17 protein-coding genes and 1 pseudogene are annotated in these 20,382 nt (G+C 72.3%); 8 read left to right on the top strand and 10 right to left on the bottom strand.

The genetic code is table 11. The annotated features are described in order from the left end of the window. Positions 1–6: 6 nt before the first annotated feature. The 3 genes from Asi02nite_RS13235 to ftsY form a co-directional block, all read right to left on the bottom strand. Positions 7–1,389: an ammonium transporter gene (locus Asi02nite_RS13235; RefSeq protein WP_203712905.1), complete on the bottom strand. Its 1,383-nt coding sequence runs from the start codon at positions 1,387–1,389 to the stop codon at positions 7–9. Positions 1,390–1,537: 148 nt separating this feature from the next. After that, complete coding sequence (locus Asi02nite_RS13230; RefSeq protein WP_203712903.1) at positions 1,538–2,368, bottom strand: phosphotransferase; 831 nt, start codon at positions 2,366–2,368, stop codon at positions 1,538–1,540. Between the two features lie 6 nt (positions 2,369–2,374). Then, positions 2,375–3,514 carry a signal recognition particle-docking protein FtsY gene (gene ftsY / locus Asi02nite_RS13225; RefSeq protein ID WP_203712901.1) on the bottom strand — a complete coding sequence of 380 codons (1,140 nt, stop codon included), beginning with the start codon at positions 3,512–3,514 and terminating at the stop codon, positions 2,375–2,377. A gap of 133 nt (positions 3,515–3,647) precedes the next feature. On the opposite strand from ftsY, the gene Asi02nite_RS13220 reads away from it, so the two are divergent. Both Asi02nite_RS13220 and Asi02nite_RS13215 read left to right on the top strand, forming a co-directional pair. After that, the gene (locus tag Asi02nite_RS13220; protein ID WP_203712899.1) at positions 3,648–5,420 is read left to right on the top strand and encodes an alkaline phosphatase D family protein; all 1,773 of its coding nucleotides are present in this window, start codon (positions 3,648–3,650) and stop codon (positions 5,418–5,420) included. Between the two features lie 7 nt (positions 5,421–5,427). Then, complete coding sequence (locus Asi02nite_RS13215; protein WP_203712897.1) at positions 5,428–5,943, top strand: DinB family protein; 516 nt, start codon at positions 5,428–5,430, stop codon at positions 5,941–5,943. A gap of 64 nt (positions 5,944–6,007) precedes the next feature. Here Asi02nite_RS13215 and Asi02nite_RS13210 read toward each other — a convergent pair whose 3' ends face one another. The 5 genes and pseudogenes from Asi02nite_RS13210 to Asi02nite_RS13190 all read right to left on the bottom strand — a co-directional run bounded on the left by Asi02nite_RS13210 (position 6,008) and on the right by Asi02nite_RS13190 (position 11,328). After that, entirely contained in the window at positions 6,008–6,346 is a 339-nt protein-coding gene (locus Asi02nite_RS13210; RefSeq protein WP_203712896.1) for a type II toxin-antitoxin system PemK/MazF family toxin, read from the bottom strand. Then, positions 6,343–6,525, bottom strand: coding sequence for a hypothetical protein (locus Asi02nite_RS13205; RefSeq protein WP_203712894.1), 183 nt, complete (start codon positions 6,523–6,525; stop codon positions 6,343–6,345). Before Asi02nite_RS13205 ends, Asi02nite_RS13210 begins: the two co-directional genes overlap by 4 nt. Positions 6,526–6,684: 159 nt before the next feature. Next, a complete protein-coding gene (locus Asi02nite_RS13200) occupies positions 6,685–7,305 on the bottom strand; it encodes an HAD family hydrolase (RefSeq protein ID WP_203712996.1) in 621 nt (206 codons plus the stop codon). Continuing rightward, positions 7,302–10,879 (bottom strand): annotated as a pseudogene (smc, locus tag Asi02nite_RS13195) (chromosome segregation protein SMC). The gene Asi02nite_RS13200 and the pseudogene smc overlap by 4 nt, the downstream one beginning before the upstream one ends. 254 nt (positions 10,880–11,133) lie before the next feature. Further along, positions 11,134–11,328, bottom strand: a complete 195-nt coding sequence (locus tag Asi02nite_RS13190; RefSeq protein ID WP_089254960.1) for a hypothetical protein — start codon at positions 11,326–11,328, stop codon at positions 11,134–11,136. 277 nt (positions 11,329–11,605) lie between these two features. Between Asi02nite_RS13190 and Asi02nite_RS13185 the strand changes: the two genes are divergently transcribed. From Asi02nite_RS13185 to Asi02nite_RS13160, 6 genes are all read left to right on the top strand, one after another. Continuing rightward, on the top strand, positions 11,606–12,379 hold the full coding sequence (locus tag Asi02nite_RS13185) for a CAP domain-containing protein (protein ID WP_239126694.1): 774 nt from the start codon (positions 11,606–11,608) through the stop codon (positions 12,377–12,379). Positions 12,380–12,481: 102 nt separating this feature from the next. Further along, positions 12,482–13,912, top strand: a complete 1,431-nt coding sequence (gene pelF, locus Asi02nite_RS13180; RefSeq protein ID WP_203712890.1) for a GT4 family glycosyltransferase PelF — start codon at positions 12,482–12,484, stop codon at positions 13,910–13,912. Next, entirely contained in the window at positions 13,909–15,354 is a 1,446-nt protein-coding gene (locus Asi02nite_RS13175) for a hypothetical protein (protein WP_203712889.1), read from the top strand. Before pelF ends, Asi02nite_RS13175 begins: the two co-directional genes overlap by 4 nt. Continuing rightward, a complete protein-coding gene (locus Asi02nite_RS13170; protein WP_203712888.1) occupies positions 15,351–16,046 on the top strand; it encodes a spherulation-specific family 4 protein in 696 nt (231 codons plus the stop codon). Before Asi02nite_RS13175 ends, Asi02nite_RS13170 begins: the two co-directional genes overlap by 4 nt. 162 nt (positions 16,047–16,208) lie before the next feature. After that, positions 16,209–18,083, top strand: a complete 1,875-nt coding sequence (locus tag Asi02nite_RS13165; RefSeq protein WP_203712887.1) for a hypothetical protein — start codon at positions 16,209–16,211, stop codon at positions 18,081–18,083. 17 nt (positions 18,084–18,100) lie between these two features. Next, positions 18,101–18,511: a hypothetical protein gene (locus tag Asi02nite_RS13160; protein WP_203712886.1), complete on the top strand. Its 411-nt coding sequence runs from the start codon at positions 18,101–18,103 to the stop codon at positions 18,509–18,511. A gap of 58 nt (positions 18,512–18,569) precedes the next feature. On the opposite strand, the gene Asi02nite_RS13155 is transcribed toward Asi02nite_RS13160, so the two are convergent. Together Asi02nite_RS13155 and Asi02nite_RS13150 are read right to left on the bottom strand one after the other, a co-directional pair. Next, entirely contained in the window at positions 18,570–19,439 is an 870-nt protein-coding gene (locus tag Asi02nite_RS13155; protein WP_203712885.1) for a hypothetical protein, read from the bottom strand. Between the two features lie 106 nt (positions 19,440–19,545). After that, entirely contained in the window at positions 19,546–20,289 is a 744-nt protein-coding gene (locus Asi02nite_RS13150) for a S1C family serine protease (RefSeq protein ID WP_239126684.1), read from the bottom strand. Positions 20,290–20,382 lie beyond the last annotated feature (93 nt).

The raw sequence follows: 20,382 nt of genomic DNA, 5'->3' as shown, positions 1-20,382 counted from the left end.
AGAAACTTAGCCGGAGACCTTCTCGCTGACCGGTTTCTCATCGGGTACGTCACTGTTGGGCCGCGCGGGCGCCGAGGTGCCGATCCCCGCGAGCTGGAACGCCGAGGCGCCGGCGCCGCCGCCGGCAGGCGACAGGTCGTACGCGGACTCCGCGTGCTCCGCCACGTCGATGCCCTCGACCTCGGCCTCGGGCGCCGTCCGCAGGCCGACGACCTTCTTGACCACCCACGCGATGCCCATCGCGAGCACCAGCGAGTAGACCGTGACGACCGCGCTGCCGAGGAACTGCCGGCCGAGCTGCGTCGCACCACCACCGTAGAACAGGCCGTTGCTCGCACCGAGCACATCGGTGATCGCCGAGTTGACCTGCGTCGTGGCGAAGAAGCCGATCGCCAGCGAGCCGATCCAGCCACCGACGAAGTGCACGCCGACCACGTCGAGCGAGTCGTCGAAGCCGAACCGGTACTTCAGGCTCACCGCCAGGGCGCAGACCGCACCGGCGATGGCACCGACGATCACGGCCGGGATCGGCGCGATGAAGCCACAGGCCGGGGTGATCGCGACCAGGCCGGCGATCGCACCGGACGAGGCGCCGACCAGGGTGGGCTTGCCGCCCCTGATCCACTCGACGATGATCCAGCCGAGCACGCCGGCCGCGGTGGCGACCTGGGTGTTGAGGAACGCGACGGCCGTGGTGCCGTCCACCGTCAGCTCGGAACCGGCGTTGAAGCCGAACCAGCCGAACCAGAGCAGGCCGGCGCCGAGCGCGACCAGCGGCACGTTGTGCGGCTTGGTGCTCTCCCGGGGCCAGCCGATCCGCTTGCCGAGGATCAGCGCCAGGCCCAGCGCCGCGGCACCGGCGTTGATGTGCACCGCCGTACCGCCGGCGAAGTCCAAGGCCTTGATCTTGGCCCCGATGAAGCCGCCGCCCCAGACCCAGTGCGCGACCGGGATGTAGACCAGCGTGAACCAGGCGCCCGCGAACAGCAGCCAGCCGGCGAACTTCATCCGGTCGGAGACCGCACCGCTGATCAGGGCGACGGTGATGACGGCGAACATCATCTGGAACACCAGGAACACGTACACCGGAATGCCGGTCGTGCCCCAGATGTCACCGATGAAGTCCGTCTCGGTGCCCAGATATTGCGTGAAGCTGCCGAGGACGTTGTTGACCCCGGAGTTGCCGTTGGAACCGAATGCCAGCGTGAAGCCGTAGATGACCCAAAGCACTGAGACGAGCCCGATGGAGCTGAAGCTCATCATCATCATGTTGAGTACGCCCTTGGACCGGTTGAGGCCTCCGTAGAACAAGGCCAGACCCGGCGTCATGAGCAGCACGAGCGCGGACGACAGAAGTAGCCAGGCGGTGTTCCCGGTGTCGATCTCCACGCTGCCTCCTCTCGGTAGTTCCCCCTTCCGGCGAGCAGGGCAGCGTCGCCCGACAGCCGGTTTCGCGGGGAAGCTTCCCGGGCGCCTGTTTCGCGCAAGGTCGCGGAGCGGTTACCGAAGCGTGACGGGTTGTTTCGTACGTGTGACGTCAGCGCAGTGCGTACTCGAGCGTGTGACGTTCGTAGTCGAGCAGGCGAAGATCGCGCATCGGGCGCCGAAGGTGACCCTTGTGCACGATCCGGACGAAAGCCGGATCTCCGGCCGCCGCCATCCGGCGGATGCCCTCGACGTGGTCGACGATCCGCTTGCGGATCGTCCGCACCAGCCGTTGCCGGTCACGCGGGATCAGCCCGTACGCGTCGGCGAACATCCGCAGCCGCTGCGGCCGGTTGGGCCGTTTCCAGCCGAGCGTGTAGGAGTCCCGGTCGGAGAAGAGCGGCACCCAGGTCCAGGCGGCGTAGGCGACGTCGTAGATCCGCGCACCGGGCGAGGCCAGGTCGAAGTCGATCAGGGCAAGCGTGCCGTCGGGCCGCCAGATCACGTTGTGCGGCGCCGCGTCGTGGTGGCAGATCACCTCGGTGTCCGGCGGCGGCGGCCCGAACGACCGCCAGACCGCCCCGGGAGCCGGCTGGAACCCGTACTGCGCGTCGTGGAACATCCGCAGCATCGTCGCGACCGTGACCAGCGCCTCGTCGGTGACCCAGTGCGGCGCCAGCGGATATTCGCCGCACTCCCCCTCCAGGTAGGAGAGGACCTCGCGGTTGCGCTCGTCCATGCCGAGCACCTGCGGTGACCCGGTGAAGCCGACGTGCTCCAGATGGCGGAGCAGGGCGTGCACCGAGGGGGTCCACGGGCCGGCGTTGCGCCGGACCGTGTCGCCGACCCGCACCACGGTGCTGACGTTCCCGCCGCGAAGCGGGACTTCCTGCTGCGTCACGTACGGTCTCCCGAGTCCGGAGGCCTGCGGCTGGTAGGTCACCCGAGGTTACGCGTCCGTGCCAACAAGCGCGTCGACGAAGGCCGCCGGTTCGAACGGCGCCAGGTCGTCCGGGCCCTCACCGAGGCCCACGAGCTTGACCGGAATGCCCAACTTGCGCTGCACGGCGATGACGATACCGCCCTTCGCGGTGCCGTCGAGCTTGGTCAGCACCACGCCGGTCACATCGACCACCTCCATGAAGACCCTGGCCTGCTCGAGGCCGTTCTGGCCGGTGGTGGCATCGAGCACGAGCAACGTCTCGTCGACCGGGCCCTGCTTCTCGACGACCCGCTTGACCTTGCCGAGCTCGTCCATCAGGCCGACCTTGTTCTGGAGGCGGCCCGCGGTGTCGACCAGCACCGTGTCGACGCCGGTGTCGACGCCCTTCTTGACCGCGTCGAACGCGACGCTGGCCGGGTCGGCGCCCTCGGGGCCGCGGACGACCTCGGCGCCCACGCGCCCCGCCCAGGTGGCCAGCTGCTCGGAGGCGGCGGCGCGGAAGGTGTCGGCGGCGCCGAGCAGGACGCTGTGCCCGTCGGCGATCAGCACCCGGGCGATCTTGCCGCAGGTGGTGGTCTTGCCGGAGCCGTTGACGCCGACCACCAGCAGCACGGACGGCTTGCCGCCGACCTTGAGCGAGCGGTCCAGCGTGGGGTCGAGCGCCTCGACGAGCTCGGCGGCGAGCAGGGCGCGCAGCTCGGTGGGGTTGCGGGTGCCGAGCACCCTGGTGCGCTCGCGGAGCCGGTCGACGATCTGCCGGGTAGCCTCGACGCCGACGTCGGCGCCGATCAGGCTGTCCTCGATCTCCTCCCAGGCGTCCTCGTCGAGCCGGTCCCTGCCGAGCACCGCGAGCAGGCTCTTGCCGAACACGTTCTGGGAGCGGGAGAGCCGCCCACGCAGCCGGATGAGCCGACCGGCGGTGGGTGCGGGCGTCTCGATCGTGGGCGCCGGCGGCGCCTCGACGACGTCGGCCTCGGCCGGTCGTTCCGGCGCCAGGATTCCGACGCCACCGGCCTCCTCGGTCGTTTCGGTCGGGCGCGGCGGGGCCGGCGGCACGGCCCGGCGGCGGATCCGGGGCACGAGCAGGCCGAGCCCGGCCAGCAGGAGCACGCCGGCCAAGACGATTCCGAGGATCACGTATTCCATACCGAAATCCTGACATGCCCCGCGCGGGGTCACGCGCCGGCCGGTGTGAGGTGTCGCGCGTACGGCTATGGCGCGAACGGCCCCTGGGTAGAAAAGATGGATCCGATTCCGCTGTCCTGGAGGTAGGAAACGTATGTCGGGCGCACGTCTGCTGATCGGTCCGGTGCTCCGCCGGGTCGTCGACACCCGGGCCACGATCTGGGTCGAGACGGGAGCGCCGGCCGTTGTCACGGTGCGTGCCGAAGGAGGAGCGGAAGGTAGCGCGCGTACGTTCAGCGCGTTCGACCACCACTACGCGCTGGTCGTGGTCGAGGGGCTGCCGGCCGACGCGGTCACGCCGTACGAGGTGTTCGTCGACGACGAGAAGGTCTGGCCCGAGCAGGACTCCGCGTACCCCCGCAGCGTGATCCGCACCCGGATGGGTGACGACGGCGGCCAGCCGGTCAAGCTGATCTTCGGATCGTGCCGGGAGGCGACACCGCGCTCGACCGGGCACAAACTGCCCCCCGACGCGCTCGACGCGTTCGCCCGGCGGCTGATGGCCGACGAGGGTGTCCGGCCCGACCTGATGGTGCTGCTCGGCGACCAGGTCTACGCCGACATGACCTCCCGGGAGGTACGGCGCTTCCTGCGCCGCCAGCGCAAGCGGCGCAAGGCCAAGCTGACCGACGCCCCGCCGCACCAGGTGGTCACGTTCCACGAGTACACCCAGCTCTACCTTGAGTCGTGGCGCGACCCGGAGATCCGCTGGCTGCTGTCGACCGTGCCGAGCGTGATGATCTTCGACGACCACGAGATCATCGACGACTGGAACTCGTCGGCGTCCTGGCGGGTCGCGGCCCGGGAACAGCCGTGGTGGAGCGAGCGGATCACCAGCGGGCTCGCCTCCTACTGGGTCTACCAGCACCTCGGCAACATGCACCCTGACGAGTTGGCCGGCGACGCGCTCTACCCGAAGGTCGTCGAGGCCGGCGACGCGACCGAGGTGCTGCGCGAGTTCGGCCAACGGGTCGACCGCGAGGCCGACGCGGCGCACGACACCGCGCGCTGGCGCGAGACGCAATACCAGTGGTCCTACCGCGTCGACATCGGCCGCACCCGGCTGGTCGTGCTCGACAACCGGTGCAGCCGGGTGCTCGACCCGGGCGCCCGGGCGATGCTGCCGCCCGGCGAGTGGTCGTGGTTCCTCGACCAGGCGCACGGCGACTACGACCACCTGGTGGTCGGCTCGTCGCTGCCGTGGCTGCTGCCGCACGGCATCCACCACCTCGAGGCGTGGAACGAGCGGCTGGCGGCGTCGCCGCGCGGCTGGGTGTCGCACGCCGCGGAGAGAATGCGCCGGGCCGTCGACCTCGAGCACTGGGCGGCGTTCCAGCGCTCGTTCGAGGACCTGGGCGAGCTTTTCGCCCGCCTGGGCTCGGGCGCGCGGACGACGGGCGGCGAGCGGGTGGGTGCCGGCCCGGCCTATCCGGCGCCGGCGTCGATCAGCGTGCTCTCCGGCGACGTCCACCATTCGTACGTGGCCCGGGTGCGCTTCCGCGACCCGGAGGTGACCACGCCGGTGCACCAGTTGACCTGCTCGCCGATCCACAACGCGGTGCCGGTCGTGATGAAGCCGATCATGACGCTGGGCTGGTGGCGCGGCCCGTCGTCGCTGGTTCGGGCCTTGGCCAAGACCGCCCGGGTACGCAAGCCCGGCGTCCGCTGGCGCAAGCTGGCCGGCCCCTACTTCGGCAACGCGGTGAGCACGCTCTCGCTGGCCGGGGCGACGGCCGCGGTGACGATCGAGGGCACCGAACCCGACGGCACGCTGACCCGGGTGGCGTCGCTGCCGCTGACCGCACCGGCGCCGGCGAACCTGCCGGAGCGGAAACTGGGCGCGGTGCCGGCCGGCGACGCGGCATGATGCCCCGATGACCTGGACTGCCCCCGAGATCGAACGGCGCAACGAGCCCTACGTCGCCGACGAGCGCACGATGCTGCAGGGCTGGCTCGACCTGCACCGCGACACGCTGCTGTGGAAGTGCCGCGGCCTGACCGGCGACCAGCTCGTCAAGCGCACGGCCGAGCCCTCGACGCTGACCCTGCTGGGCCTGGTGCGGCACATGGCGGCGGTGGAGCGGAGCTGGTTCCACCGGGCGTCGGGCACGCCGCACGAGAGCCTCTACTACAGCCCCGACAACCTCGACGGCGACTTCGACGACGGCACGCCCGAGTCGGCGGAGGCCGACTTCGCGACGTTCCGCGCGGAGTGCGCGAAGGCCGACGCGCTGGTCGCGGACCTGCCGCTGGACCACACCTTCGACACGACCCACGACCGCACGATCAACCTGCGCTGGGTCTACACCCACATGGTCGAGGAGTACGCCCGCCACAACGGCCACGCCGACCTCCTCCGCGAACGCCTCGACGGCGCGACCGGCGCGTAGCCGCGCCGATGCCGGAGCCGCCAGTCGGCACGGTGAAAACCGTGCCGACCGGGTTGAGGCTCTTTCAGCGCCGGGCGATCAGCCGCTCGGTAAGGATCCGCAGCACCTCCGCCAACACCTCGCGGCTCACGTGGCCGAGGTGTCGGTGGAGGAACCGGATGTCGATGGCACGGATCTGTTCGGTCATCACATAGGACGGCGCCGCCAAACCGTTGTCCGCGTCCGGCGCGACGGCGACGTGGTTGGGAACGGTCCGGCTGGTCATCGTTATCGGACAGATCAAGGCGAGGTTCGGAATGCGGGCGAACTCGTGGCTGTGCACGACCAACACCGGTCGTCGGCCAGCCTGCTCCGCACCGCGCGGCTCGCCAAGCTCGGCGATGAAGACCGCGCCGGCCCTCACCGGTCGTACACGGTCGGCGGTATGTCGTCGACCATCTCCGGCGGCGTCGGGAACGGACCCAGCTGCGGTAGGTCGGCATATTCCGGATACTCATCGGCGGGCGCCGGGGCATAGCCATCGGCATAGCCGGCGGACACCTGCTCCCAGAACTCGTTGCGCTCGGCGATGTCCAGCAACACCTCTATCTCCTCCCCCATCGGACGACCATGTCGGGCGGCCCATGCCGCTAGTCGGTCACGGGTGCTTGACTCGACACTGATCGTGGTCTTGCCCATACCAAGGAGCATAGCGGAAGTCACTATCGAGCAGTGTGCCAACTATGGCCAGCCGCATAGCGGTCAGAGGCCGAGCGCCGCGCGGATATACGGGAGGTCGGAAGGACCGGTCCAGCGGTGGGCGGACAACCCGGCCGCGCGGGCGCCGTAGACGAAGCGGGCGCTGTCGTCGATGAGCAGGACCCGGTTCGGCGGCGTCTTCAGCGCGATGCAGGCCGCGCCGAAATACTCAGGGGCCGGCTTCGGGATGTGCAGCACCGACGAGTTGATCACCGCGTCGAACTCGTCCGACAGCCCCAGCGTCCGCAGGTCCGTGTCGAGCAGGTCCGTCGCGTTGGTGGCCAACCCGACCTTGATCCCCGCGCCGCGGGCGTCGCGGATCAGCGCCAGCAGACCCGGCTCGACCGACCCGCGGTAGTTCTCCCACTCCTTGACCGCCGCGCGCGCCCTGTCCGGGTCGCCGGTCTGGTCGGCCAGGTCGGCCGCGATCAGGTCGGCCCACTCGTCGTGGGTGATCTCGCCGATGATCGCAGGCATGAGCCGGGACCAGTCCATCGCCGTCCCGTACAGCGAGCCGGGCTTGAGGTCGTGCGCCGCCTCGATGCCGTGGATCACCTCCGGGTCCCAGCGGCGCAACGTGCCGTCCAGATCGACCAGCAGCGCCAGGGCCTTGGGCCGCATCAGTCCTCCTCGCTGCCGAGCCGCTGGCTGATCACTTCGGTGACGCCGTTGCGCATGGTCACGCCGTACAGCGCGTCGGCGACCTCCATGGTGCGCTTCTGGTGGGTGATGATGATCAGCTGGCTCTTCTCCCGGAGCTGGGCGAAGAGGGTGATCAGCCGGCCGAGGTTGACGTCGTCCAGTGCCGCCTCGACCTCGTCCATGATGTAGAACGGGCTGGGCCGGGCACGGAAGATCGCGACCAGCATCGCCACCGCGGTCAGCGAGCGCTCGCCACCGGAGAGCAGCGACAGCCGCTTGATCTTCTTGCCCGGCGGGCGGGCCTCGACCTCGACACCGGTGGTCAGCATGTCCTCCGGGTCGGTGAGCACCAGGCGACCCTCGCCGCCCGGGAACAGCACGCCGAAGACCTGCTCGAACTCGCGCGCCGTGTCGTGGTAGGCGCTGGTGAACACCTCGAGGATCCGGTCGTCCACGTCCTTGACGACGGTGAGCAGGTCACGCCGCGTGTTCTTGAGGTCCTCGAGCTGGTCCGAGAGGAACTTGAAGCGCTCCTCCAGGGCCGCGAACTCCTCCAGCGCCAGCGGGTTGACCTTGCCCAGCAGGGCCAGCTCGCGCTCGGCCTTCGCGGCCCGCTTCTCCTGGGTCGCCCGGTGGTAGGGCATGGCCTCGGGCTCGGGTTCACCGGCCGCGGCAGCCGCGGCGACAGCGACCTGCGTCGGGGGTACGGGCTGCGCCGGGCCGTACTCGGCCACCAGCGTCTCGACGTCGAGCGAGAAGTCCTCGGCGGCCTTGATCTCGAGCTGCTCGATCCGCATGCGCTGCTCGGCCCGGGCGACCTCGTCCCGGTGCACCTCGCTGGTCAGCCGCTCCAGGTCGGCGCTGAGCCGCTTGGCCGCCGCGCGTACCTCCTGGAACTCGGCCTCGCGGGCGGACCGCGCGCTGGCGACCGCGTCGCGCGTCTCCTCGGCCGCGGCCAGCGAGACCGCGACCCGGGCCAGCGCCTCGCGGGCGCCGATCTCCACGGCCCGGGCGATCCCGGCACCGCGGACCCGGGCGGCACGGCGGGACGCGGCCCGTTCCCGGGCGGCCCGCTCGGCGGCGGCCTGGCGGGCGAGCGAGTCGGCCCGGCCGGCGATCGAGGCGACCCGCTCCTCGGCGGTACGCACCGCGAGCCGGACCTCCATCTCGTTCTGCCGGGCCTGCGGCACCATCGCGGCGAGCTGGTCGCGCTCCTCGGTCGACGGCTCCTCGTCCAGCGGCGTGCTCTCGGCCAGCTCGAGCCGCGTCTCCAGCTCGGCCACCGCGGTCAGGTCGCGGTCGCGGGCCTCCTCGGCGCGCGCCCGGGAGGCGCCCAGCCGCTCGGTCTCGGCGGCGGCGGACCGGGCGGCGGCGCCGAGCTCGGCCAGCCGGCGGGCCGCGGCGTTGCGCTGACCCTCGGCGGCCCGCTTCTCGCGCTCGGTGACCTGCACGGCCTCCTTGCGGCCGGCGACGGCGGCCCGCGCGGTCGCGAGCTGGGTGCGGAGCAGGTCGATCCGCTCCTCGGCCGCGGCCCGGTTGGCCGCCGCCTCGTCGACGGCCGCCTGCAGCTCGATGAAGCTCTGCGCCTTGGCCGAGCCACCGGCGGCCGCGTACGCGCCGACCACGTCCCCGTCCGGGGTGACCGCGCGCAGCTGCGGGTTGCCGGCCACCGCGCGGGTCGCCGCCTCCAGGCTCTCGGTCAGGATCACGTCGCGCAGCGCCCAGTGCACGGCGGGCCGGATCCGGTCGTCGCAGCGGACCACGTCGGGTGCCCAGCGCGCGCCGTCCGGCAGGGCGGGGCGCAGCGCGTCCGGCGAGCCGATCATGCCGGGGCCGGCGGGCGTGCCGACCAGCAGCGCGGCCCGGCCGGCGTCCTGGATCTTGAGGAACCGCATCGCCTCGGCCGCCTCGTCGACGCCCGCGATCGCGACCGCGTCGGCCAGCGCGCCGAGCGCCGCGGCCAGCGCCGCCTCGTGGCCCGGCTCGACGGTGAGCATGCCGGCCAGGTTGCCGAGCAGGCCGGGCACCTGGTCGGCCCGGGCCAGCAGCGCGCCGGCGCCGTCCTTGCGCCGCAGGCCGAGCGAGAGCGCCTCCTCGCGGGCCTTCCACGTCGCCGCGTCCTTCTCGGCGATCCGCTCGGCGTTGGCCAGCTCGCGGACCTCGGCCGCCGCCGCCTCGTGCGCGGCGACCGCCTCGTCGTGACGGGCGTCCAGGTCGGCGTCGGCCAGGTCGGCCTCCGAGGACTCGGCGGCGACCGCGTCGACCTCGGCCTGGGCGCGCTGGGCGCGGGCCTGCGCGTCGGCGTGCGCCGCGGCCAGCCGCTCGATCTCCTCGGCGCCGCTGCTGGTGCGGGCGCGGGCGGCGTTGACCTGACCGGTCAGCTTGGCGAGCCCTTCCCGGCGGTCGGCGATCGCCTTGGCGGCGGCGCGCAGCGCCTGCTGGCCGCGGCGAGCTGGCGCTCCAGCCCCTGCCGGGACTCGACGGCCTCGGCGAGCCGGTCCTGGTCGTCCTCGAGCGCGCCGCGCAGCTCGTCCTCCTGCGCCCGCACCCGCTCCGACTCGGCGGCCAGCTCGTCGGGGTCGCGCCCGGGACGCTCGTCGTCGGGCGTGGCCGACAGGTGCCGCAGCCGCTCGCTGGCGAGCTGCTCGGTGGACCGGAACCGCTCCTGCAGCGCGGACAGCTTGTACCAGGCGTCCTGCGCGGCGGCGAGCAGCGGCGCGTCCTCGGCCAGCGCGGCCTCGAGCTGCGTCAGCCGGCGCTGCACCTGCTCGTGCTCGTCCTCCACATATTCGCGGCGCTCCCGCAGGGCCGCCTCGTCGGCGATCTCCTTGTCGAGCGTGGTGCGCAGGGTGTGCAGGTCGTCGGCGAGCAGCCGGAGCCGCGCGTCGCGCAGGTCGGCCTGGATGCCGGCCGCGCGCCGGGCTACCTCGGCCTGCCGGCCCAGCGGCTTGAGCTGGCGGCGCAGCTCGGCGGTCAGGTCGGTGAGCCGGTTGAGGTTGGTCTGCATCGCGTCGAGCTTCCGCAGCGCCTTTTCCTTGCGCTTGCGGTGCTTGAGGACGCCGGCCGCCTCCTCGATGAACGAGCGGCGGTCCTCCGGTTTGGCGTGCAGCACGGCGTCGAGCTGGCCCTGCCCGACGATGACGTGCATCTCGCGGCCGATGCCGGAGTCGCTGAGCAGCTCCTGGATGTCGAGCAGGCGGCAGGAGTTGCCGTTGATCTCGTACTCGCTCTCACCGGAACGGAACATCCGGCGGGTGATCGACACCTCGGTGTAGTCGATCGGCAGCGCACCGTCGGCGTTGTCGATCGTCAGCGTGACCTCGGCGCGGCCCAGCGGTGCCCGGCCGGCGGTGCCGGCGAAGATCACGTCTTCCATCTTGCCGCCGCGCAGCGCCTTGGCGCCCTGTTCGCCCAGCACCCAGGAGATCGCGTCGACCACGTTGGACTTGCCGGAGCCGTTGGGGCCCACGACGCAGGTGATGCCCGGCTCCAGCCGCAACGTGGTCGCGGAGGCGAAGGACTTGAAGCCCTTCACGGTCAAGCTCTTGAGATGCACCTAATCGAGTCCTCGTCCGACGGCCCGCCGTCGGGGCAACGTGGGGTGTCCGCGCCAAGCGTATCCCCGAGCCCCCCTCGGGGCTCGGCGGCTTCCCGGCAGTATGGGGCCCCACCTGGGGTGATGCCGGCGACACGCCGAGCGGCGGCAGCACGGAACCGGGGGCAAAAAGCTGCGCGCCGGCACATATGTGACGGCGCGCTTCTGGTGGTGCGTGCGGGTCATGCGAGCCGGGTGTCAGCCGGCCGTCGGGCTCAGGTCAGCGCGGGCTCAGGGAGCCGGAGCAGGCCATCTGCTTCGGCAGCCGCTGCGGCGAGCCGGTCGTTCTCGGCGCGCAACCGCGTGATCTCGAACTCGAGTGCCTGAACCCGGGCACGCAATCGGGTGACCTCGTCGAGCAGGCGCCGGTCCGGCGCGGAACCCACGTGGCCGTAGAGGGCCTTCGCCATATCGTCTCCTTGTAAAGCGCAGCCGGAAATGGCCGGCCAACGCGCGCCCAATGCCTCGCGACGTCTGCCCACGGGCACAAGTGGGCACGATCGGGCGCGACTGGCGACACCTCCATGTTCCGCCTGCGGCCCGCGTTCGTCAAGCGCAACAAGAAAGCCTTAGGAATTCCTTAGGCAGATTGCCCGATTCAGCAGGTCACGTATAGCGTCCCGGACGGTTCGGCGCAACAGATTCGCCCCAAAAGGGGGTCGCGTTAGGAGGGACCGGGTGCGGGACATGGAGCATGCCGGCGCGGGGAAGCACCGCGACCCGCGGCGTACGTTCGGCCCCCTCGGTCTGGCGTTCGTGGTCATGATCATTCTAGGTGGCCTCGGCGCCGGGGCGGCACTGCTCCCGTCGAGTCTCGTCGGCACCTCCAACAGCTCCACCCAGGGCGCCATCGCCGGCCCGGGCGAGGGCGCGTTCGACTCCGACGCGATCGAGGACGGTCCGGACAGCGGTTACTCGGACCCGCTGTCCGCGCCGTCACCCACCCCGGAGCTCACGCCCACCACGCCGCCGTCGCCGAAGCCGACGGTGCGCAAGACCACTCCGGCGCCGAAGAAGACGACGGCGTCGCCGGCCAAGAAGCGGGCGACCACCTCGGTCTCCACCAACGGCGCCGGCGGCACCGAGCAGGCCAAGGTCGTGACCGAGACCAACAAGGAGCGCGCCGCGAACGGCTGCGGTCCGGTGACGGTCAACGCCAAGCTCACCCAGGCCGCCCAGCTCCACAGCGTGGACCAGGCCGAGCACAACAAGATGTCGCACGACGGCAGCGACGGCAGCACGCCGTGGGACCGGTCGCAGGACGCGGGCTACGACAACGCGATCGGCGAGAACGTCGCGATGGGCTACCGGGACGCGGCGTCGGTGATGGACGGCTGGATGAACAGCCCCGGGCACCGGGCCAACATCCTGAACTGCGACGCGAAGGCGATCGGGGTCGGGCTGGCCAAGGCGTCCGACGGCAGCCCGTACTGGACGCAGATGTTCGGGTCCGTGGCTTAGTCGCTCTGTCGCTTAACAGACAGCGGGCGCGTCGGCGCGCCGGTGGGTCGTTGCCTTCTGCATGACCCAGACCGCCGCCGCCGCGGCGCACGGAGTCCCGTCGTGCGCGTAGCACTGATCAACGAAGGCACCTACCCGTACGCGCCCGGAGGCGTCGGCACCTGGTGCCACCAGATCCTCAACGGGCTCGACGGGCACGCGTTCCACGTCGTCGCGCTGACCGGGCACGGTGGCCCGCGCGAGGCCGCCTACCCGGTGCCGGCCTCCGTCACCGCGGTCGACACGTACCCCGTATGGGACCGCCCGGTCACCGCCCGTGGCCGGATCACCCGCCACCGGCGCCGCCGCGCCGCGTCCGCCGCCGCCGTGCTGCTCTGTCGCGGCCTGCTCGGCGACGACCCGCACAGCGCCGGGATGTTCGCCGACGGGCTGCGCCGGCTCACCGAGCTGTCCGGCGACGGCACCCATCCGCTGTTCGGCGTCGAGCTCGCCGAGGTGCTGCTCGACGCGTGGCAGGCGTCGGCCGGCCCGGCGGCCGGTCGCCCGCCGCTCCCGCGGCTCTCGCTGCGCGACGCCCGCGCCGCGGCCGTGCTGCTCGAGCACGCGGTGCGCCCGCTGGCCTACCGGACCCCGCCGGTCGACGTCTGCCATCCCGCCGCCGCGGGCCTGCCGGTGCTGGTCGCGCTGGCGGCGAAGTGGCGCGCCGGCGTGCCGTTCCTGCTCACGGAGCACGGCGTCTACCTGCGGGAACGCTATCTGGAGTACGGCTCGGCCCGGCCCGTCGCGGTCAAGACCGTGCTGCTGCGGTTCTACCGCGCGCTGGCCCGGCTGGGCTACGCCGAGGCCGCGCTCGTCGCCGCCGTCAGCCGGTTCAACCAGCGCTGGGAGCTGCGGCACGGCGCCCACCCGGCCAAGGTCGTGGTCGTGCCCAACGGCGTCGAGCCGCTGCGCTACCCGCCGCTGGCCACCGAGCCGACCGTGCCGACGGTCACCTGGGTCGGCCGGATCGACCCGCTCAAGGACCTGCACACGCTGATCCGGGCGATGCGGACTGTCCGCGACGCCGAGCCGCTGGCCCGGCTGCGGCTCGCGGGCCCGGTGCCGGAGACCGGCCGGGAGTACGCGGCGAGCTGCCTCGACCTGATCGAGCGGCTGGGCCTGCGGGCGGCCGTCGACCTGTCCGGCCCGGTGACCAGCAGCCGGCAGGCGTACGCGGACGGGCACGTCGTCGCGCTGTCGAGCATCTCCGAGGGCATGCCGTACACGATCATCGAGGCGATGATGTGCGGCCGCCCGACGGTCAGCACCGACGTCGGCGGGGTGCCGGAGGTGGTGGGCGGCGCGGGCCTGATCGTGCCGCCGGGCGACCCGGTCGCGCTCGGCCAGGCCTGCCTCGAGCTGCTCGGCGACGCGGACCGGCGGCGGGCGCTCGGCGCGCTCGGGCGGAGCCGGGCCCTGGCCCACTTCACGGTCGACCGGATGCTGGCGGCCTACCGGGCGCTCTACACGGACGTGCGGGGGGCGACCGTATGAGTGCTCCGACGGTCGGTCCCGGGCCGGGTTTGATCAACACAGGCGGGCCGCCACCGCGGTCCGTCGCCGATCTGGCCGCGCGGTTCGCGTCCGGCAGCGTGGTCGTCGTCGACGTGGACGAGTTGGTCGCGGCCATCGAGGCGGCGGGCATCAGCGACCGGCAGGCGCAGGTGAGGTACGGCGTGCCGACCGTGTTCGCGCTCGGCGAGGCGGTCCTGGCCCAGCTCTGGGCCCAGCGCGCCCGCCCGCGCCAGCACCCGGCCCGGCCCGCGGTCGCGCCGTTCGCCCGTGCCGCGCTGGCCCGGGCGGCGCTGTTCCTCACACCGGCCCTGGCCGCCACGGCGGCCGGCGCGACGCTCGCCCGGGTCGGCTGGCCGCTGCTCGCCGCGACGCTGGTGCTCGGCTGGTCCGGGGGCCAGGCGCTGGCCTGCGCCGGGTACGCCCGCGCGGCGCACGGCGCGACCGGTGCGGCGCTGCGCCGGGTCGCGGCCGGCCTGCTGCTCGGCGCGGCCGGCGGCGCGGCGCTGGTGGCCGTCGGCCCGCCCGGCCTGGTCGGCGAGCGCGCCGTCGCGTACGCCGTCTGCGGTGTCGAACTGCTCTCCTTCGCCGGTGTCGCCGCCGCGCTCGTCGGCGACCGGGTCGGCGCGGTGCTGCGCTGGTCGGTGCCGGCCTGGCTGGTCAGCGTCGGGCTGCTGACAGGCCTCGTGCCGGAGCACGCGGTCTGGGCGCTCGGCGCCGCGATCGGGCTCGCCGCCGCGCGCGCGTTCGCACCCGCTGTGCGCCGCGACCCGACCACCGCCCGGATCCCGGCGCGTACCCCGGTCGGCGCGGTCCTCGCGTACCTGCTGATCGGTCTCGGGCAGGCGGGCGCGTTCCTGCTCGTCTGGCGGCTCGCGCCGGGCGGCGGGCTGCCGCCGGCCACGCTGCCGCTGCTGCTTGCCGTGCCGCTTATCGAGCTGTTCGTCGGGTGGCACGCGGCGCACGCGGGTGCCGGCCTCGACCTGTACGACGACGTCGCGGCCTACCGCCGGCACCTGCGCGCGGTCGGCGCGGTCACGCTCACCGCGCTGCTCCCGCCGCTCGCCGTCGGGGCGGCACTGCTGTTCGCGGCGTTCCGGCTGCCGTACGAGCTGTCCCGCCACCCGGACGCGCGCACGCTGGTGCTGGCCCTCGCCGCCGGTCTGCTCTTGGCAGGCTCCTGGGCGGCGACGCTGCTGCTGGCCACCCGCGGCCGGTTGCTGCTGGCCGCGCTGCTGGCGCTGGCACCGGTCGCCTTCGCGGCGGTCCCGGCGGTCGGTTGGCTGGTGGCCGTGCCGGGCGGCGCCGTCGACTCGTTGATCCAGGTGATGTTGCCCGCGACGGTGGCCGGCCTGGCCGCGACCGCGGTGCTCGGCCTCGCCGCCACCGCGCACACCGTCTTCCATCCCGGGAGCTACCGATGATCGAGCTGCCCCGCCGGGTGCCCGGCGCCTCCACCGCCGCCCCGGCGCCGACCCGGCTCGTGCCGCTCTACGTGCACCCGCACGAGGACCCGCACGCCTGGGACCCGGACCGCCTGGACGGTGCCACGGTGATCGTCAACGTGCACGACGGGCCGGGCCGCGCGCCCGACTCCGCCTACGCCGTCGCCACCGCCGAGTTGGCGGCCGCCGGGGTGCCGATGCTGGGCTATGTGGACCTGGGCTACTCGGCCCGCCCGATCGCGGACATCCTCGCCGACGTCGAGGGGTGGACCGCGTACCCGATGTCCGGCGTCTTCCTCGACCAGTCACCCACGGGCGCCTTCGGCATGGGTCCGGTGGCGCTCGCCGTCCGCGTCGCCCGCCGCGCCGGCCTGTTCGCGGCGGTCCTCAACCCGGGCGCGCCGCCGGAGCCGGTCTACCGCGACCTGGGCGTCCCGATCTGCGTCTTCGAGGGCGCCTGGGACGACTACCAGTCGTGGGCGGGCGAGGGCGCGCTCCCCGGCGACGGCCACCTGATCCACAGTGTCCCGCCGTGGCAGCTCGAGCACGCCCGCCGGGTAATGGCCTGGCGCGGGGCCGGCTTCGGCCTGGTCACGGACCGCTGGATGCCGAACCCGTGGCACGGCCTGCCCTCGGACTCCCCGCGCCCGCTGGCGGTCGTCCCCGGCTGAGCGCCGACAGGGGAACGATGTCGACCGGTCGACCCATTCGCATCAACCGATCCGGCGATATCCGGCGCCGGTTTTCCACAGCCGTCAACCTGGCCATGGACAACCGATAAATCCGAATGCCACTCTGAATCCCGTCCGATTGTCTCGACATCGGAGGCATCAGTGGCGCGGCGTTCGCTTTCGGTGGTCACCGTCGGTCTCAGCCTCACGGCCGGCGGTCTTCTGGCGACCGGCGCTACGAGTGGGTTGTTCCGCGGGCGATTCGCGAATAACGGCGACGAATTCGAGAGATGGATTCGCGTCGGTCTCGTGGTCGCGGCCGCCGCCGTCGGGTTGTTGCTCTTCCAATGGCTGAAATACCGGCTGGCCGAGCCCGCCCGCCGGAAGGTGCCGCCGCCGCAGCCGGATCCGCGGCTCCTTCGGAAGCTCCGCGACGATGCCGCTAAGGCGCTCGACGAACACCACCTGCGGCTCGACGACGTTCTCACGTTCGTCGCGCTGGTCATCGACCCGCCACGGCACCGGCAGCGGGTGGCCGAGACGGTGGGCCTAGAGGAACGCGTCATCACCCAGCACGTGTCGGTCGAGTTCGCGCTGCCGCCGGTCGCCACCCCGGACGTGCCGCGTTACGTGCCGGTGCTGTCGCCGATGAAGGGGCAACTCGTCGACAACTTCCGGCTCGCCGACGCCTCCGGCCGGTCGTTGTCCGACCTCTCTTTCGTGGAGACGACCCGGCTCGCCGCAGCGGGGCTGATCCTGCTGCTACAGAACGCCGCGGTCGGCGTCATCGCGGCGCCGGAGCCCGACGACGGTGGCGACCAACTGCTGCCGCCTGACCAGATCACCGCCGAGCCCGTCCCGGAGAAGACCATCACGGAGCTGCTGGAGAAGCTGGATCCGCGGCTCGGCGACGCCTATCTCTTCCTCCTGCAGGAGATCACCTGGCGCGGGCGGGTGGATCCCGCCACCGCGGCCGAGAACATCGCCTCGTCGCTCGACCTGGTCGGCACGCTCATCAGCGCGGACGGGCGCCGGCAGCTGCAGCTCTACGTGCTCGCGCTGAGCGTCGCGTACCCCATCGTCGCGGTCGCCCCGAAAGAAATCGTGGCCGGCAACCGCGTGCTGCTCCGGTACGAACGGGCCCTGGTGCCCGCGGCCCTCAGCAAGCGGCGGCGCGGGCTGATGCGGGTGCTGCTCGGCCTCAACCGGGGGATGCTGCGGGTGATGCTGGGCATCAAGCCCTATCAGATCGCGTTGCCGCTGCAACTAGCGTCGACCGCCGCCAGCTACCACATGCGACTTAACGGTCCGGACAACAAATACGTGCTCGGCCAGCATTTCCTTTGCCACGGATGCGGCCTCGACGTGGCGCGCGACTGGGTCCCGACCGCCGACCCGCAAGGTGAGTTCGGATGCTTCCACACGACGACGACCGACTCCGAGAGTCCGCGGGTCCGCGACCCCGACCGGCATTTCCGCTTGCGTCCGCGGTCCGGCCAGAGCTTCGTACACCTGTATCTCCGCGGTTTCGGCAGTTCCACCAAGCCCTACTTCCGTGATCTCTACCTGCTCGCCCAGTTCAAGGAGGTGCCGCCCGGCTCGCGGGCGGCGGCCGCGGTGACCGCCGCGGCGTGCACGGCGCTGGTCGGCCTGATGGGCCACCTGGTCTCCGCCAATACCCAACCGGCCAGCGTGCCGGCGCTTCTGCTGGCGATCCCCGCCGCGGCGGCATCCTGGTTCGGCTTCGCCGGCGACGCACAGACGCTGGTCGGCTCGTCGCTGCTCGCCCGTTTGTCGCAGTTGGTCACCGCCGCGGTCTGCTTCGTGGCAATCGGTGTCTACTTCACGTCACACCACGGGCACCTCCCGGGCGGTATCGCCATCGTTGGCATCAGCGAACCAGTGTGGGTCGGCCTATTCGCCGTGTCCGCAATCAACTTCCTGTATGTCTCTTATCGCTTCGCGTTGAAACTCCAGCGTTATCACAGCCTCCTCCGAAAGAGGGAGCAGGTGGATCTCGAGGACCCGCTATGGTGAGGCTGAGGGGAGGTCCTGTGGCGGCGGATGAGCAACGGCAGGTGCGGCCGGCCGATATCTCGGACACTTACTGGCAGGTGCCTGTGAGCGATTACGTCCCTCAGGGCGACGCGCCCGAGCGCAGCATCGTCGACGAACCGCGCCGCCGGCTCGAGCTCGTCTGGGACTCGGCGGTGAAGACCTTGCATGCCGACGCCCGGCACCCCGACCCCGACGCGGAGACCGCCCGGCGCCTGCGTGAGTTCACGAACCTCGTCGAGGCGCGCAAGGCGGAGCGCGCGGAGGAACGACGGGCGACGGAGGCCGAGACCCAGGCCGCCGCGGCGACCGCCGAAAATCCGCCCTCGGCCGGAGACATCATGCTCCGCATCGCGCACGCCCTGATGCCGGCAACGCTGGTGCAGCGGTTGCTGCCCGAGCGCAACTAGGCGCCGATCGCGCTGTCCGACCCGCCGGCCCCGCTCGCGCGGGACCGGCAGGGTGCGCTCACATGTAGCGGTCGGCCTCGTCGCAGGTCTTCTCGGCCGCCGCGATGCGCTTGTCGAACTGCGACTCGGTGTCGGCGGAGAACGCGTCCATCAGCAGGTCGAGGCACTTGGCCACGACCTTCTTCTGGCGCTCCTGCTCGTTGCGGTCGTTCTTGGAACCCTCGAGCTCCTGGCCCTTGAGCAGGTTCTCCGAGTTGACGGCGTTGAGGTTCGCCTCCATCTCGTCGAGCTTCTTCGTCTTGGCGGTGATCTCGTCCCGCTGCGCCGCGATCTCGGTGTTGGCCCGGCTCGTCTCGCCGCGCTGGGCGACGAGCAGGCCGCCGAGCAGGCCGCTCGCGATGAACAGGAACGCGGTCACGATCGAGAGGACCAGCACCGCGGTACGGCGCTGCTTCGGCGGCGCCATCGGGGGGACGCTGTACGGGGTGGCGGACAGCGGCTGGTCCGGGTACGGGGCGCCGTAGACGGGCTGGCCCGACACCGGCGGGACGGCGTACGGGTTCGCGGCGGTCGGCTGGTCCGCGGGGGTGGCGGGGTAGGGCTGGGCGGTCGGCGTCGCCGGCGCGGTGTACGGGGACGCGGGCTGCGGGGCCGGGGCGCCGTAGGGCTGCGGGGTCGTCGGTGCGGCGTAAGGCGCGGCAGGCGTGGTCGGTGCCGGGTAGGGCGACGCCGGCGTGCTCGGTGCCGCGTACGGCGACGCCGGCGTGCTCGGTGCCGCGTACGGCGACGCCGGCTGCGGGGCCGGTGCCGTGTACGGGGATGCCGGCTGCGGCGCGGCGGCCGGCGGGGTCACCGACGGGACGGTCGGCGGCTCGGGCGTCGCCGGCGGGAACGCGGTGGTCTCCTGGTTGGGGTCGGGGTTGGTCATCGTTCTGCTCCAGATGTCGCGGGAACGGTCGTTCCCGTGGGGGGTTGGGGAAATGCCCGTGCCGCTCCGCCCGGCGACCGCCGGGTCGAGCGCTGATGGGGGGTCGTCAGCAGACGGGGAAGAGCCGGCAGGCCACGTCGATCGGCACGGCGAGCCCGATGCCCTCGGCGTCGACCGCCTTGGCGGTCGCGACGCCGACGACCTGCTTCGCCGAGTTGATCACTGGTCCGCCGGAGTTGCCGGGGTTGATCGGCGCGCTGAACTGGATCAGCGGCCCGGGTGAGTCGTCCATCGGCCGCATGGCGCTCACGACACCTGTCGTCACCGAGTCGGCCAACCCGAGCGGGGCGCCGACGACGGCGATCTGCTCACCGGTGCGTACGCCGCCGCTCGCGGTCGCCAGCCCCGTGAACGACGCCTTTGTGGTGAGCTGCGCCAGGTCGTTGGCCTTGTCGACCTTGACGATCGTGGCGGGCCAGCGCGCGCCCTCCCGTTCGAGGAAGACCTGCCGACCACCGTCGTCGTGGACGTCCTCGACGACGTGGAAGTTGGTGACGAGGTTGGTGCCACCGCCGGCCGCCGGCTTCCCGACCGCGAACGCGGTGCCCGTCGCCGGACCGGCCGCCACGCGGAAGACACTGGGCACGGCGGCGTCCGCGATCGCCCGCGCGTCGAAGGCGGAACCGGCCCGCTGTTCGAGCGCCTGCGTGCGGCCGTCGAGAGCGTCGAGCCGGTCACGGTCGGCCCGCACGGTGCGCTCCGCGGCGTCGAGTCGGCCCGACAGATGCCCGACCCAGACCGCCTGCGCCGCGGCGGTCACGGCCAGCACCGCGATCACGGCACCGGCCACCCATCGCCCACGACGCCCCCGCGGCGCCGAGGACCGATCGGCCGACGATCCATACGGAACCCCGGACCCCGGCAACGCCGAAACCGGCACCGC

The sequence above is a fragment of the Asanoa siamensis genome, from assembly GCF_016862555.1.
Taxonomy (GTDB): Bacteria; Actinomycetota; Actinomycetes; order Mycobacteriales; family Micromonosporaceae; genus Asanoa; species Asanoa siamensis.
This window is presented reverse-complemented; position numbering and strand designations above follow the sequence as displayed.